13 protein-coding genes are annotated in these 15135 nt (G+C 52.2%); 8 read left to right on the forward strand and 5 right to left on the reverse strand.

The window, feature by feature from the left end:
• Window positions 1-134: 134 nt before the first annotated feature.
• The 3 genes from ACGHM3_RS06335 to ACGHM3_RS06345 form a co-directional block, all read right to left on the reverse strand.
• The gene (locus ACGHM3_RS06335; RefSeq protein ID WP_345427335.1) at window positions 135-1217 is read right to left on the reverse strand and encodes a trypsin-like peptidase domain-containing protein; all 1083 of its coding nucleotides are present in this window, start codon (window positions 1215-1217) and stop codon (window positions 135-137) included.
• Window positions 1218-1232: 15 nt separating this feature from the next.
• Window positions 1233-2126, reverse strand: a complete 894-nt coding sequence (gene htpX, locus ACGHM3_RS06340; protein ID WP_345427337.1) for a protease HtpX — start codon at window positions 2124-2126, stop codon at window positions 1233-1235.
• Window positions 2127-2802: 676 nt separating this feature from the next.
• On the reverse strand, window positions 2803-3102 hold the full coding sequence (locus ACGHM3_RS06345) for a TfoX/Sxy family protein (RefSeq protein WP_345427341.1): 300 nt from the start codon (window positions 3100-3102) through the stop codon (window positions 2803-2805).
• Window positions 3103-3313: 211 nt separating this feature from the next.
• On the opposite strand from ACGHM3_RS06345, the gene ACGHM3_RS06350 reads away from it, so the two are divergent.
• From ACGHM3_RS06350 to tsaA, 8 genes are all read left to right on the forward strand, one after another.
• Window positions 3314-4024: a M15 family metallopeptidase gene (locus ACGHM3_RS06350; protein ID WP_345427343.1), complete on the forward strand. Its 711-nt coding sequence runs from the start codon at window positions 3314-3316 to the stop codon at window positions 4022-4024.
• Window positions 4025-4068: 44 nt separating this feature from the next.
• Complete coding sequence (gene cysE, locus ACGHM3_RS06355; protein ID WP_345427345.1) at window positions 4069-4878, forward strand: serine O-acetyltransferase; 810 nt, start codon at window positions 4069-4071, stop codon at window positions 4876-4878.
• A gap of 46 nt (window positions 4879-4924) precedes the next feature.
• Complete coding sequence (locus ACGHM3_RS06360) at window positions 4925-5593, forward strand: protein-L-isoaspartate(D-aspartate) O-methyltransferase (protein ID WP_345427347.1); 669 nt, start codon at window positions 4925-4927, stop codon at window positions 5591-5593.
• Window positions 5594-5630: 37 nt separating this feature from the next.
• Window positions 5631-6557, forward strand: coding sequence for a DUF368 domain-containing protein (locus ACGHM3_RS06365; protein WP_345427351.1), 927 nt, complete (start codon window positions 5631-5633; stop codon window positions 6555-6557).
• Window positions 6558-6805: 248 nt separating this feature from the next.
• The gene (locus tag ACGHM3_RS06370; RefSeq protein ID WP_345427353.1) at window positions 6806-7597 is read left to right on the forward strand and encodes a peptidoglycan DD-metalloendopeptidase family protein; all 792 of its coding nucleotides are present in this window, start codon (window positions 6806-6808) and stop codon (window positions 7595-7597) included.
• Window positions 7598-7746: 149 nt separating this feature from the next.
• Entirely contained in the window at window positions 7747-8745 is a 999-nt protein-coding gene (rpoS, locus tag ACGHM3_RS06375) for an RNA polymerase sigma factor RpoS (protein ID WP_345427355.1), read from the forward strand.
• Between the two features lie 491 nt (window positions 8746-9236).
• On the forward strand, window positions 9237-10583 hold the full coding sequence (locus tag ACGHM3_RS06380) for a DUF3422 domain-containing protein (protein WP_345427357.1): 1347 nt from the start codon (window positions 9237-9239) through the stop codon (window positions 10581-10583).
• 383 nt (window positions 10584-10966) lie between these two features.
• Window positions 10967-11689 carry a tRNA (N6-threonylcarbamoyladenosine(37)-N6)-methyltransferase TrmO gene (gene tsaA / locus ACGHM3_RS06385; protein WP_345427359.1) on the forward strand — a complete coding sequence of 241 codons (723 nt, stop codon included), beginning with the start codon at window positions 10967-10969 and terminating at the stop codon, window positions 11687-11689.
• An 85-nt stretch (window positions 11690-11774) separates the two neighbouring features.
• Here tsaA and fdxA read toward each other — a convergent pair whose 3' ends face one another.
• Together fdxA and mutS are read right to left on the reverse strand one after the other, a co-directional pair.
• Window positions 11775-12098 (reverse strand): ferredoxin FdxA, encoded by a 324-nt coding sequence (fdxA, locus tag ACGHM3_RS06390; protein ID WP_345427361.1) that lies wholly within the window; start codon window positions 12096-12098, stop codon window positions 11775-11777.
• Window positions 12099-12187: 89 nt separating this feature from the next.
• A complete protein-coding gene (mutS, locus tag ACGHM3_RS06395) occupies window positions 12188-14932 on the reverse strand; it encodes a DNA mismatch repair protein MutS (protein WP_345427363.1) in 2745 nt (914 codons plus the stop codon).
• Window positions 14933-15135 lie beyond the last annotated feature (203 nt).

Consider the following 15135-nt stretch of genomic DNA (forward strand, 5'->3'; position numbering starts at 1 on the left):
GTACATTATTGAAATGCGTTATTTCTTGTAAGTTGATCACACCCCATCTGGAATTGCTGATCAAAAATAAAAAAACCCGGCATTGCCGGGGTATAAATAGTAAATAACTTAATAAAATCGTTAAGATAAAAACATTAAGGTTGCGGTGCAGCCAACCTAATTTTGGTTTTCTTTTCTTTGCCCTCGCGTAGCAACGTCAGGGTGACTTTATCGCCAGGTTTGTGGCCTTCTAAAATTGACAGTAAATCGTCATCGCTGCTTACTTTATCGCCGTCAATGGCAATAATGCTGTCTCCCAAAATTGTCGCACCCCAGCGGCTGGTAGTAATACCTCGCAAGCCGGCTTGGTCGGCTGGGCTGTTGCTGTATACCCGCAATATTGGCACACCAGGGATTTTATTTGCCCGCGCCCAATTCAACGGCGCTATTTCAATACCCAGTACTGGCCGCATGGGGTAACCGAATTGAATTAAATCCGGCACAATTTTAGATACCGTGTTTACCGGAATGGCAAAGCCAATGCCAATGCTGGCGCCGTTAGGGCTGTAGATGGCGGCGTTAACGCCCACCAGTTCACCATCGGAATTTAACAGCGGGCCACCGGAGTTGCCGGGGTTAATGGCGGCATCGGTTTGAATAACATTGCGTATAGTGCGTTGGTTTGGGGCTTGAATTTCACGGCCCAGGGCGCTGACCACGCCCACGGTTAGGGTAGTGTCTAAGCCAAAAGGGTTACCAATGGCCAGCACTTTGCGGCCCACTTCCAAATCGTTGGAGTCGCCCACCGGTAGAGGTGTTAATACTTCCGGCGGTGCGTTTACTTTTAGAACCGCTAGGTCTTTTTCTGGCGCAAGGCCCACAATCAACGCATCGTAGGAGCTGTGGTCTGCAAGGGTAATGGTAATTTTGCGAGCGCCATCCACAACATGAAAATTCGTCACAATGTGGCCCTGTTTATCCCACACAAACCCAGTGCCTGCCCCCTGAGGGCGGCTGGAGTAGGTGAGGGAGTAAGGGTCTCGCACCAAGGCATTGTTGGTGACAAATACCACCGAGGGGCTGGCGTTTTTAAAGACATCAATATTATTAATTTCGTCTTTATCCAACGCGGCCCAAGCATTGCTGGCATAGAGCAACCACAAGCCAGCTAAACCGGTAAAAAGGCTGGCTAGCGTGGCCAGCCAGTGTGAGTTTTTGTTAGCAAATATTCTAGCCACGGTTTCCCTCCGCGTTTATACGGCGGTTTTTTGCAAAGCGGCAATGCGATCTGGCAGCGGCGGGTGGCTGGCAAACAAAGCGCCGAATTTGTCTTTAAAGCCGCCGCTAATGCCAAAGGCTTTCATGGTGTCTGGCAGCTCGCCGGGCACCTGAGCTTGGCTTTCAGCCTGCAGGCGGGCTAGCGCGTTAATCATGGATTGTTTGTCTGCCAGTGTGGCACCCGCGTAGTCTGCGCGGTATTCGCGGTAGCGAGAAAACGCAGCCACAATCATGGAGGCTAAAATACCCAACACAATCTCGGAAACGAATACCACAGCGTAGTATCCAATGCCGTGTCCGCGTTCGGTTTTAAACACCGCGCGGTCAATGGTGTGGCCGATGATGCGGGCAAAGAACATTACAAAGGTATTAACCACGCCTTGAATTAACGTCAGCGTTACCATATCGCCGTTGGCGACGTGGCCAATTTCGTGGGCCAATACCGCCCGGACTTCGTCCTTTTGGAAGCGATGTAGTAGGCCTTCACTCACAGCAACGAGGGCTGAGTTTTTATTCCAGCCGGTGGCAAACGCGTTGGAAGCGGGGGAGGGGAAAATACCCACATCGGGCATGCCGATGTTGGCCTTGTTCGCCAGCTCTTCTACGGTTTGCACCAACCAGCGTTCATCGGCAGTTTGGGGGGATTCAATAATTTTGGTGCCGGTGCTCATTTTGGCCATAAATTTGGACAAAAACAGAGAAACCAAAGCACCCACAAAACCAAACACAGCACAAAATGCCAGCAAGCTACCTAGGTTGAGGTCGCCATTGGCTTCTAAGTAGCGGCCAACACCCAATAAATTCAACACAATGCCTGCCAACGCAACCACGGCTAGGTTGGTAAGCAGAAACAAGCCAATTCTCATCATCTGAGGTAGATCTCCAGGTAATCACAGTTTTGCTGATAGTATCAGCAATTATCGTAGGCCAATCTGACTGAAGTATTAAGATGGGTGCTGGCAGGGAAAATTCAATAAAAAAAGCCACCCCGAGAGAGGTGGCTTAAAACCGTGATTAGCCTGATAAGGAGAAGAGACCATGAGATTGGACTCCTCGTACCGACTGCCTAAGCCGTCGATGTGGTAATAATAACAATTCTCATTATCATGTAAAGAGTTTTTTGCTAAAAATCTTAAAAAATATCAATAGGGTCAGATCCGTTTGATTTTTCGACGCGGCGGGCCAGGATCAAAGGGATCTGACCCCATTGATTGGTTGTGGGGATCGGTTGCGGGAATTGCAGGCATAAAAAAAGCCACCCCAAGAGAGGTGGCTTGAAACCGTGATTAGCCTGATAAGGAGAAGAGACCATGAGATGGGCTCCTCATACCGACCGCTGTAAGCCGCCGATGTGCAAATAATAACGAATCTCATTTGCAAGTAAAGTCTTTTTTGAAAATAAATCTCATTTGCATGTTGGTCGTGACGAAAGTGTGCAGTGCCTCACATTGCTTGGCAGCTATCAACAAATTAAAAGGCACCATAGGTAAACGCCCAAGCCCTAATCGTTAGGGCACGGGGGCGATTGGGATGGCCTGGGGCCGATTAGCTGTTAGCGACGGATTGAAACTGCGCCGGGGCTTCTTGATGGGCGGCGGCTTCGATCAACTCAGCTTTTTCTTGGGAGGATAAATCACTCCAATGGGTGTTATCCAAGGCGCCTTGCAATGCATAGAGCATTACCTTAGAAACACTGATGCCGCGGTTTTTAATGCGGCGATAGGTTTCTACGGCACCTATGTTCTCGAGGTCGTTTACGCTGTGAATACCTACGGCGTGAAGAATGTTCACCGAGGCTGCGCCAATGTTTTTCAAATGAATGAGATCGGACTCGTATACGTTCATTAGTGTTTGCCTTCGTTCGTTATTATTATCAGTCGATAACTGCGGTCATCGCTCATAAGGAAAACCTAAAAACAGCTATTTGTTATAGCTAGGTTTCATAATACACTTGCCCGCAAGCGAGGGTAAAGCCAGGGCCAAAAAGGCCGCAAACTTGCTTTTTTGGCGTTACCATCGGTAGCAAAAACTGCAATTGCGAGCAAAAGAGAAACAGATGCCGACATTTGAGTGCATGAGTGGTCAGAGTGAAAACCACGTCAGGCTGTTTGAATACGGCTCTGTCAAAGCGGTAGTGCATCCAGAAATGGAACCCGCATTAAAAATTTTAGCAGATGCAGCAAAAAAGCAAGGTTTTGAAGTAAAAGTTGTCAGCTGTTTTCGCAGTTTTGACCAACAACTGGCCATTTGGAACGCAAAAGCTTGTGGCAAACGCCCGGTGTTGGATATTCTGGAGCGTCCCATTCGCAAAGGCACGCTGCATGGCTGGTCTTTGGTAGAGGCCATCCTGCGATGGAGCGCACTGCCCGGAACTTCCCGTCACCACTGGGGTAGCGACTTAGATATCGTTGACGGCGCCGCTTTAGCGGGCGGCTACAAAGTGCAGCTAACCCAGCAGGAGACTGCACCGGATGGCGTTTTTGGCGCATTTCATCAGTGGCTAACACCGTGGCTTGTGCAAAACCCGGAGGTAGGTTTTACCCGGCCTTATAGCCATGAATCCTCTGCTGCACTGCACCCAAGCCGCTATGGCGTGGCCCCAGAACCCTGGCATTTAAGTTACCGGCCCGTGGCCGAAGCCTGCGAAAAGGCCTACAGCACCGGCGATTTAGCCGCGCTGATTGCCAGCAGCAGAATTGAGCTAAAAAGCGATATTCTCGCCCACCTCGATGAGATCATTGAGCGGTTTGTGAAGGTGCCCACATAGGGTATGCTTGGCCATCGAACCCGCAGTATTGGAACCTGCCCACCATGACATCGTTCAGCGCTACCGAAATCCCGCCAACGTTAACGCGTATTTGGCCGTCGATTCGATGCGAAGCAGAAGTGTCTAGCGCGGCCGAGCCCAGTTTGGCCAGCTTTTATTACGGTGCCATTTTAAACCACAGTAGCTTCCAAGATGCCATAACCTATACCCTGGCCAATTTGCTGGCTGGGCCGGATTTGTCCGTCATGTTGGTGCGCGAGGTATGCCAGCAGGCACTGGCGGATAACCCGCTTATAGAAACCCAAATGTTGCGCGACATAAACGCCTGGTACGAGCGTGATGCTGCTTGCGATCAGTATATGATCCCGCTGCTGCACTTCAAAGGCTACCACGCGCTGCAGTCCTACCGTATAAGCCACTGGCTGTGGCAGCAGGGCCGCCAATCCTTAGCGTTGTTTTTTCAAAACCGAATTTCAGAGCGATTCAGCGTGGATATTCACCCGGCAGCGGTGATTGGATCTGGCATAATGATCGACCACGCCACCGGTGTGGTCATTGGAGAGACTTCCATTGTCCACGATGACGTATCCATGCTGCACTCCATCACCCTAGGTGGTAGTGGTTGTGAGGTGGGCAAGCGCCACCCTACCATTGGCCGCGGCGTATTAATGGGCGCTGGGTGCAAAATTTTAGGGCCGGTGGATATCGGCAGCAGAGTAAAAGTGGCAGCAGGCAGTGTGGTCATTGCCGACGTACCCGCCCAGGTTACCGTGGCTGGCGTACCTGCAAAAATCGTAGCCGATAGCCGCAACGCTCGGCCGGCGGAATCCATGGATCATCGCCTACCCGGGTAGCGTTCTTACTTCTTATATATGTACAAGGTTTATTAAAGCAGCAGCTATGGCACCGCAAACAGAGCTAGATGGTTTCGGCATGACCTCTCCCCGCGCACGCGCCCGGTTGGTAGAGCGCCTGCGCGACCGAGGAATTCAAAATCGCCGCGTGCTCGCAGTGATGGAAAACACCCCTCGACACATCTTTTTAGACGAAGCCCTCAGCCATCGTGCTTATGAAGAAACCGCCTTGCCCATTGGCCACGGCCAAACCCTGTCGCAGCCCTACGTGGTTGCCCGCATGACGGAAGTCCTCTACGAGGCGGTTCCTCACGCCAAATCAGTGCTAGAGATTGGCACCGGCTCCGGCTACCAAACCGCCGTATTAGCTCAGATTTACCCGCAAATCTACAGTGTGGAGCGCATAAAACCCCTGCAAGATAAAGCCCGCCGACGTATGCAGCAGCTTGGTCTGCGCAATGTGGTTATGAAGCACGCCGATGGCGGCCTCGGTTGGCCCCAACCAAAACAGTTCGATGCCATTCTCAGCGCCGCAGCCCCTGCGGCCATCCCACAAACACTGTTATCACAACTCGCCCCTGGTGGCGTATTGGTGATCCCCGTGGGTGAGCACACTCAGTATTTAACCTTGGTACGCGATTGCCGCGACGAATACGAAATCAGCACCTTAGAGCCGGTTAAATTTGTACCCCTTCTTTCTGGAATAACTCGGTAGCCCCTTTCCGAGCGTTTTTACTACATGGATAGTTGCTATGGCGCACTCGTTTAAACATTACTTTTTGGTTTTTGTCCGTGGTTTGGCCATGGGCGCCGCAGATGTGGTGCCTGGGGTTTCTGGTGGCACCATCGCCTTTATTACCGGCATTTACGAAGAACTGATCAACTCCATTAAAAGCATTGGCCCACAAACCTTGGTAACCCTGGTGAAGCGTGGCCCGGCGGCCGCTTGGCAAGAGATCAACGGCAACTTTTTGCTGGCAGTGTTCGCCGGTATCGTTACCAGCGCCATCACCCTGGCCGGAGTGATCGAGTACGCCTTGCAGAATCATCCCATATTGGTGTGGTCATTCTTTTGGGGCTTAGTGCTGGCCTCCGTGTGGCACTTGCTCAAACAGTTTCGGCCGCTCACCCCCACATTGTGGGCCTGGTTGGTGGTGGGAATGGCCATTGCCCTGGCGATATCCGTGCTGCGCCCTGTGGCATTGCCCGGGCACTGGTGGGTAATGGCCCTGGGTGGCTCGGTGGCCATCTGCGCCATGATATTACCGGGAGTTTCAGGCAGCTTTATTTTGCTGCTGCTGGGCTTGTATTCGGTGTTTATTGAGGCGCTTAGCAACCTGCAATTGGGACTGCTGGCCAGCTTTGTATTGGGTGCCGGTTTGGGGCTTTTGTTGTTCTCGCGCTTTTTGGCTTGGCTGCTGCGCCACTACCACAACCCCACGCTGGCGGTGCTCACGGGCTTTTTGTTGGGCTCGCTGAACGTAATTTGGCCGTGGAAGCAAGTGATCGAAACCCGGCTAGACCGCCACGGCGAAGAAATCCCCGTAGTTCAGCAAAATCTGCTGCCTTGGCAGTTTACCGAGGCTACTGGCGAACCTAATTACTTAATAATGGCCATAATAGCGGCCGTGGTGGGGCTAGTGATGGTGCTGGCAATAGAGTTTATTAGTCGCAAATAAACTGGATAATTCGGTTTTTTAGCCTATTTTTATTGGATGCCAGTGATGAATTGCTCCCCCAATCACGCAATATATGCAGGGTTGCTGTTAAATAAGCTCAAATTAAGCGCCATTTTACAAAATTTTTTAGAATCAATGAGCATAAAGTTTAACTAATATAAGTTAAATGGTAATAAGGGGGGGCATCAAAATCTTGAACTTCACTGCCAAGTTATCACCCGACGGCTGGGGCTTGTGATGTGAGCTGCATGCCTCAGGTGTTCAAGATCTTGATCGGGTGCGTTTTTTTGGCGGCGTGCAGCACACCCAGCGGCCCGGCGCCTGTCGTCGATCTCGACCAGCCTCCGTCCCGAAAACTCACCAAACACGTGGTTGCGCCCGGCGAAACCCTGTATTCCATTGCCTGGCGGTACGGATTAGATTACAGAAATTTAGCCAGGGCTAATAATATTGGCGCTGCTTATAGCATTTACTCAGGCCAAATACTCAATCTACGTACAGATAATCCTCCTGCTATTACGAAAAGCGAGCCTAAGGTCATCGCCCGTGCTCCCACGCGGCCTGCGCCCAATACCACCTCAACAAACGTCAAAAAACCGTCGACTTCACGTTCAAATCCGTTAACGAAACAAAATTCATCGGTTGCAACTTATTCTCATTCCTCGCAAAACGTACGCTGGCACTGGCCTGCACCGGGCCCGGTGGTTGGCACTTATGTGAACGGCAAGCCCAATTCTGAGGGTATTGCCATCGCAGCTAAAAAAGGAGAATCTGTAATGGCTGCTGCAAACGGCACCGTCGTTTACGCAGGAGAAGGATTAAGAGGTTACGGCAAGCTTCTGATCATTAAGCACAGCAAAGAGTTTTTAAGTGCCTACGCCCACGCCGATCATTTATTAGTGGCTGAAGGTAAAGATGTTCAAGCGGGCCAGAAAGTTGCCGAAATAGGTTCCAGCGGGACGGAAAAAGCAAAGCTGTATTTTGAGATTCGCAAAGACGGTAAACCGATCAATCCTTTGCGAGTGCTGCCCAAAAGGTAACAGCTTAAAACTACGGCTAAGTGCGGTATCAGCACCCATAAAAAAGCGAAGGCTTTAAGTCCAAGGTGGTGAGAGAGTCCGGGCTGAAAATGGGCGCGCAGTCGCCGTCACTTCGATCAAAAAAAACCGATACTGAAAGGGCTAGGACCATGGCAGTGACACTACAGAATTCAAAACGCGAACAACGCAACGATAGCGTGCTAGTCAACCAAGAGATCGAAAATGACGTCGAATTTGAAGCCGATGCTGAAGAGTCTTCCAGTGATGTCGAAGTCGATATGTCGACTTACAGCGAAGCGGAAGACGTTGGTAAAAACCTAGACGCCACCCAGCTGTACTTAAATGAAATCGGCTTTTCGCCACTGCTGTCTGCCGAAGAAGAAGTCTACTTCGCTCGCAAAGCCTTAAAGGGTTGCGAAGCCTCCCGTAAGCGCATGATTGAAAGCAACCTGCGTTTGGTGGTTAAAATTTCCCGCCGCTACGTTAACCGTGGCTTGGCACTGCTAGATCTTATTGAAGAAGGCAACCTCGGCCTGATTCGCGCGGTAGAAAAGTTCGACCCAGAGCGCGGCTTCCGCTTCTCTACCTACGCCACTTGGTGGATTCGTCAAACCATCGAGCGCGCCATCATGAACCAAACGCGCACCATCCGTTTGCCCATTCATGTGGTTAAAGAATTAAACGTATACCTGCGTGCAGCTCGCGAGCTTTCACAAAAGCTAGACCACGAGCCAACCGCAGAAGAAATTGCCAAGCTGTTGGATAAACCCGTAGAAGACGTTGAGCGCATGCTAAAACTCAACGAGCGCGTTACTTCCATGGACGTGCCCATCGGCAACAGCTCAGAAAAAACCCTGTCCGACACAGTGCCAGATCAAAATATGTCTGATCCATCGGCCCTGTTACAAGACAGCGACCTGTGCCACAGCATCGACAACTGGCTGGGCGAGTTAACCGAAAAACAACGCGAAGTCATCGCCCGCCGCTTTGGTCTGCGCGGCTTCGAGATGAGCACCCTGGAAGAAGTTGGCCGCGAGATTGGCCTCACCCGCGAGCGTGTTCGCCAAATTCAAGTTGAAGCCCTTAAGCGCCTGCGCGATATTTTAGAATCCCAAGGTCTCGATGGCAGCAGCCTTTTCGGTGCCTAAGTTAGCAGTAGTGTCCTAGTTACATTAGTCCTTGAAACCGCGGCTTAGCCCGCGGTTTTTTTTGCCTTGCAGAAACGGCAGCGCCTACCGTAAAGGTGAGATCTTCGCACCCAGTGTGCTATTCCCGATCTCTTATCCTAATTTTCCTATCCCCAAACTGCCAGCCCCAATCCTTTATCCCTGGTCTCCTAGCTCAACTAGCCACATCTACTTATAGCCCAGGTTCGATTTTTGCAGCCTGAATAAACAATATCGCACTGGTGGCGGCCGGCCCTGGTTGAGCACTCCGGCCGCTGGTAAGTAGGTTATCAATAGTGATATAGGGCGTTGGCAGTGCCTGAGTTACAGCTTGGCAATTAGCCAAACAGATGAGACTGATGGGGGCCTAGTAGGTGACTAAAGTGCTACTAATTGCGCCTGCAAAGCCCCTGTAAATCAAGTGCTCATTGGTTATTATCCGAAATTTATCGTTGTTAAGGGACTAAAGATCCGTGGCCAATAATATTCAATTAGAAAACGCTGCACCGGAAGTCAAAACGCCAACCGTCTCGCTCAGAGTTCACCCTCTGCGCACCGCGCTCTACGACGAGTTACACAATCGCCCGTCGCCGATTATTGAAGGGGCGTGCCAGGTCACTCACCTAACGGTGATGTTTGAAGACAACCCCCAAGCAATAACCGCCCATGTGATTGACCTTTGCCGCCGATATAGCGTGCCTTCGCCAGCCGAAGAAGCCACGTGTTTGTATCAAGATTTTGGTGGCTTTGAACTGCGTTGGGAGCGCCATACGGAGTTTGCCAATTTCACCTTTTTATGCCCGGCTGTTACACCGTTTTCTGACGACGCCCTCGCGTTTATCCCCAAAGATTGGTTGGATTCTATGCCCGGCAAAATCATGGTGGCGACTAACCTGGTGGTCATCAATGAAGAGCCAGATAAACCCACCTTGCGACATTGGTTTGAAGGCCAGCGCAAATCCGGCTCTTTAGTTATGGATCAGCAAGCCCAGGTTTGGACGTCGTTTAAATTGCACAGCGATGGCTTTGGCAGAATGGTCATCCTCAACAAGGGGCTCACCGCCTATCAAACCGGCCGCTTAGTTCAGCGCCTATGTGAATTAGAAACCTACCGTTTGATGTCGCTGCTATCGTTGCCCATTGCCCGCAAATTGGTCAGCGACCTGGACCCAATCGTAGACGCCCACACGGCTTTGAATAAAAATATTTCCGAGATTGATAAATCGCGAGACGAAAGAGAATTGCTGCAAGCGCTGTCCCATTTGGCGGCAGAAGTGGAGCGTTATCGCTCGGATACTAACTATCGATTTTCCGCATCCATCGCTTACTACGATTTGGTACAAGATCGCTTAAAGCAGTTGCGAGAAACCACGGTGGATGGCTTACAAAGCCTGCGTGAGTTTTTAGAGCGCCGGTTAACCCCCGGCATTAAAACCTGTATTTCCGCCCGGGATAGGCTGGAAGATTTATCGCAACGCATTCACCAAACCACCAGCCTATTGCGAACCCGGGTGGATTTGTCCATTCAAGAGCAAAACCAACGGGTGTTATCCACCATGAACCGCCGTGGCAAATTGCAATTACGCTTGCAACAAACCGTAGAAGGTTTATCGGTTGTGGTACTCGGTTATTACATACTGGGGTTATTGGGCGTAGCGTTAGATGGCATTAAAGCCTATGGAATTTCCATTAATACTTCTTTGGTAAAAGCCTGCGCATTACCTGTGGTGCTATTGTTGGTGTACGCCAGTTTGCATTTTGTTAAAGGGAAAATACATTCCAGTGAATCCAAAAAAGAGCCCGATGATTCAGATCTCTAACTGGGAACCAGTGGCACTACTCGCACAGCTTGGCAAGCATTAAAACCGTGGCAAAGGCCGCGGTTTTTTGCGTTTAAAATCCAGGAATGGGTGACGAGTGGATTTTCACAGAGCAGATTTTATTGGATAGTTTGCAGGGATAGCTTGTAGGTTTAGCTCGTCGGTTTAGTTTGTAGGTTTAGCTTGTAGGTTTAGTTTGTATGGCCAGTTTTTATGGATAGCAGCTTCACATCTCCGCTCGCTTTTTAAACCGCAAACAAACCGCGTGCTGGTAGCTGGTTTGAAAGTTGTCTCTCTGCTCGTAGCAGTGTGTATGGTATAACCTCGCTAGCAACTTTAAACTGTAGCGCTTTTGTTACTGTCAAAATCAGACACCGCCAATCATGCCAACCTCAAGCGAGCATCACACCTTTCAGTTTCAGCCCGTGGCCATCGTACGCTCGGTATTTAAAGAGAAGTTCGCCGTGCCCCGGCAAAGCGGCTTGGCACCCAGTGCCCAGGCCGTTATCGAATTGCTGCCGCCGTGCAACAGCGCAGATTACGTAGCGGGGCTAGAGCAGGTCAGCCATATTTGGTTGCAGTTTGTGTTTCATCAACACCTTAACACCCCGGCCCGGGCCAAGGTGCGGCCACCACGGCTGGGCGGTAACCAAAAGTTGGGGGTGTTTGCCACCCGCTCGCCGGTGCGGCCTAACCCCATTGGCCTCTCTGTAGTGGCCTTGCAAGGCATAGAGCAGGGCCCAAACGGCGTGCAATTGCGGGTAACCGGAGTAGATTTGGTGGATGGCACGCCGGTGTTGGATATCAAACCCTACGTGCCTTACGCCGATAGCATTGCCGGTGCAGAGAACCTCGTAGCACCGGCAGAGCCGCCGGCCATGACGGTGGCGTTCTCCGAGCTTGCCAACACTAAAATTGGCGCAAACGCGGGGCTTAAGAGTTTGCTGCAAGAGGTACTGGCCCAAGACCCGCGGCCAAAATACCAAGCCATCGACACCCAGCGGGTATTTGGAGCTCTAATCGATAATTACAACGTAACCTGGCGTTACTGCTTAGATATAGGGCGGGGCGAGTTTATTGAAGTGCTCGATTTACAACAGAGGTAAAACCGATATACACAAAAAAAGCAGCTTGCGCTGCTTTTGTGGCTAGGTTGTCTGGGGCCGTGCTAGAAAACGGCCCAGTTGAACCTTAGCGTTCTAGGTATTGCAGTTTGTTCTCAACGCCATCCCACTCTTCGGCATCGGCGGGGGCGTCTTTTTTCTCGGTAATATTGGGCCATACTTCCGCCAGCTCGGCGTTAAGCTCAATGTAAACCTCTTGGCCGGCAGGCAGCTCATCTTCAGAGAAGATCGCCTCGGCTGGGCATTCTGGCTCACACAGGGCGCAATCAATACACTCGTCTGGGTGAATTACCAGGAAGTTAGGGCCTTCGTAGAAACAATCCACTGGGCATACTTCTACACAGTCGGTATGTTTGCATTTGATACAGTTGTCGCCAACAACAAAGGTCATGCTGTGCTCCGAAAAAACTTGGTTACTCTGCGAGCGGCGCATTTTAGCGCAGCTCAATAAAAATGCACGCGGTTTTTAGCCCCCCGGGCCTACTGCTTGGTTAAGCCTTGCAAAGTATAGAGCAAGTCCAGCGCCTGCCGGGGCGTTACATCGTCCAAATTCAACGCCTGTAACTCGGTAACGGCTGGGTGCGGCGCGGCCGCAAAAAAATCCGGCTGCATGGGCTGATCGGGTGCCTTAGGAGAGCTTTTAGGTGCCGGTTTGGCCGCTGCTGGGCGGGAATCAGGGCAGGCTGCAGGGGCCGGTGCGGTTTTTAGTGTAGTCCCCGGTGTAGCTTGCGGCGCAGTGCTAGGAGTATTTTTAGGTTTAGTTGGAGGTGTAGCCACAGCAGACACATCCGCCACGGGCTGGCCGCTTTCTAGCCGCTCTAAGTGGCCCTGGGCGGCGCTGAGCACGTGTTGCGGTATGCCGGCCAGCTTGGCCACCTGCAAGCCGTAGCTTTTGCTGGCCGCGCCCAGTTGGATGCGGTGCAAAAACACGATGTCATCGTTGTGCTCGGTGGCATCCAAATGCACGTTGGCCACGCCGGGCAGCAGCTCCGGCAGCTGGGTAAGCTCAAAATAGTGGGTGGCAAACAGGGTAAAGGCGCGCACCTTCTCGGCCAGGTATTCCGCCGTGGCCCAGGCTAAAGACAGCCCATCAAAGGTACTGGTACCGCGGCCAATCTCGTCCATCAACACCAAGCTTCTATCGGTTGCATTGTGCAAAATGTTGGCGGTTTCGGTCATCTCCACCATAAAGGTCGAGCGGCCACCGGCCAGGTCATCCGAGGAGCCAATACGCGTAAAGATGCGGTCTACAATGCCGATTTTGCCGCTTTCGGCGGGTATGTAGCTGCCAATGTGGGCCAGCAGGGCAATAAGCGCACACTGGCGCATATAGGTACTTTTACCGCCCATGTTGGGGCCGGTTACCACCAGCATGCGCTGGTTGTTATCCAGGCTTAAATCGTTGGCCACAAAGGGCGTATCGATCACTTCCTCCACCACCAAATGGCGGCCGCCTACCACATCCAAGCCCGGGGTAGGGGTTAGCTCGGGCCGGCTTAAATTTAGGTTTTGCGCCCGCTCCGCCAGGCACACCAGCACATCCAGCTCGCTGACGGCAGCGGCGGAGGTCATCAGGCGGCTTAGGTCTTCGCTAACGCGCTCAATTAACTCTTCGTACAGGGCTTTTTCCCGCGCCAGGGCACGGCTTTTGGCCGAAAGCGCTTTATCTTCAAACGCTTTTAGCTCAGGCGTTATAAAGCGCTCGGCGTTTTTCAGGGTTTGGCGGCGAATGTAATCCGCCGGTGCACCATCGGATTGGCCCCGGCTGATTTCAATGTAATAGCCGTGCACGCGGTTGTAGCCCACCTTTAAGGTGCTGATTTTGGTGCGCTCGCGCTCGCGGGTTTCCAAATCCACCAAAAACTGGCCGGCGTTGCTGCTTAAATCGCGCAGCTCGTCGAGTTCGCTGTCGTAACCGGCGGCAATCACACCGCCTTCGCGGATCACCACCGGTGGGTTTTCTTCAATGGCGCGGCTAAGTAAGTCTACCAAATCCGGGAATTCGCTAACTTCCACTGCCAATTGTTTTAGGTGCTCGCTGTCGTGGCTGGCCAAGGCCTGTTGCAGTTCTGGGTACACCGCTAAAGATCGGCACAGGCGAGACATATCCCGTGGCCGGGCAGAGCGCAAAGCCACTCGGCCCAAAATGCGCTCTAAATCGCCAATGTTTTTTAACAGCTCGTGCTGCGCTTCGTAGGCGTAGTTATCCAGCAAGCTGGCCACGGCATCTTGCCGGGCGGTAAGCACCGCCAGCTGGCGAATGGGCCGGTTTAACCAGCGGCGCAGCAAGCGCCCGCCCATGGCCGTGGCGCAGGTGTTTAAAACAGAAAGCAGTGTGTGCTCTTCCGAGCCATTGAGGTTGATATCCAGCTCTAAATTGCGGCGGGTGGCGCTGTCCATGGCCACGGCTTCGTTGCGGTCTTCCGGGCTTATGGCTTTAATGTGGGGCAGGGCCGTGCGCTGGGTTTCCTGGGCGTAGGCCAGCAGGCAGCCGGCGGCAGATAACGCCAGGTGCATTTCATGGCAGCCAAAGCCAGATAAATCTTTAGTGCTAAACTGCTGGCACAGCAGGCGCTCTGCAGTTTCTAAATCAAACTCCCAGGGGGCACGGCGGCGCACACCGCGCTGGTTCTCCGCCAGGGGGCTTGTGGCCGTGCTATCGGCCATTAACAACTCTGCCGGGCGCAGGCGCTGAATCTCACTGCCTGCGGCCTCCAGGCCCACCACTTCCAACACCTGGAAACGGCCACTGCCAATATCCAAACTGGCAATACCAAAACTGTTATCGTGCTCGTGCACCGCCACCAGTAAATTATCGCGGCTGGAATCCATCAAGGCTTCGTCACTTACCGTGCCGGGGGTAACCACCCGCACCACCTTGCGCTCCACCGGGCCTTTGCTGGTGGCTGGGTCGCCAATTTGTTCGGCAATGGCTACAGATTCACCCATGCGTACCAGCTTGGCCAAATACCCCTCGGCGGCATGGTAAGGCACCCCCGCCATGGGGATAGGCTCGCCAGCGGATTTACCGCGCGCAGTAAGGGTTACATCCAACAGCTCCGCCGCCTTCTTGGCATCATCAAAAAACAGCTCGTAAAAATCCCCCATACGATAAAACACCAACTCGTACGGATGTTGGGCTTTAATCTTTAAATATTGCTGCATCATGGGGGGGTGATGCTCAAGCGAGCTGGACGATGAGGGCTTAGCGCTGGGTTTGGCCATGGTTATAAAGTGATCATTCTGGTGACAGTGAAGAGGGCGTGAGTCTACCGTTTTTGTGGGGGTGGGGGTAGGTGTGTGGGGCATAAGAAGGCTCGAGTTTGTACGGTTCATGGCTCGTTGACTGCCTATCGAAATGCAAGGCAATATAGAATTCAGCCCACTTGGCCTTTCCGCTAAGTTAGTAACACTCTTTAGATGAGATT

Origin of the sequence: Halioxenophilus aromaticivorans (assembly GCF_042850945.1) — a bacterium.
Lineage (GTDB): Bacteria > Pseudomonadota > Gammaproteobacteria > Pseudomonadales > Cellvibrionaceae > Halioxenophilus > Halioxenophilus aromaticivorans.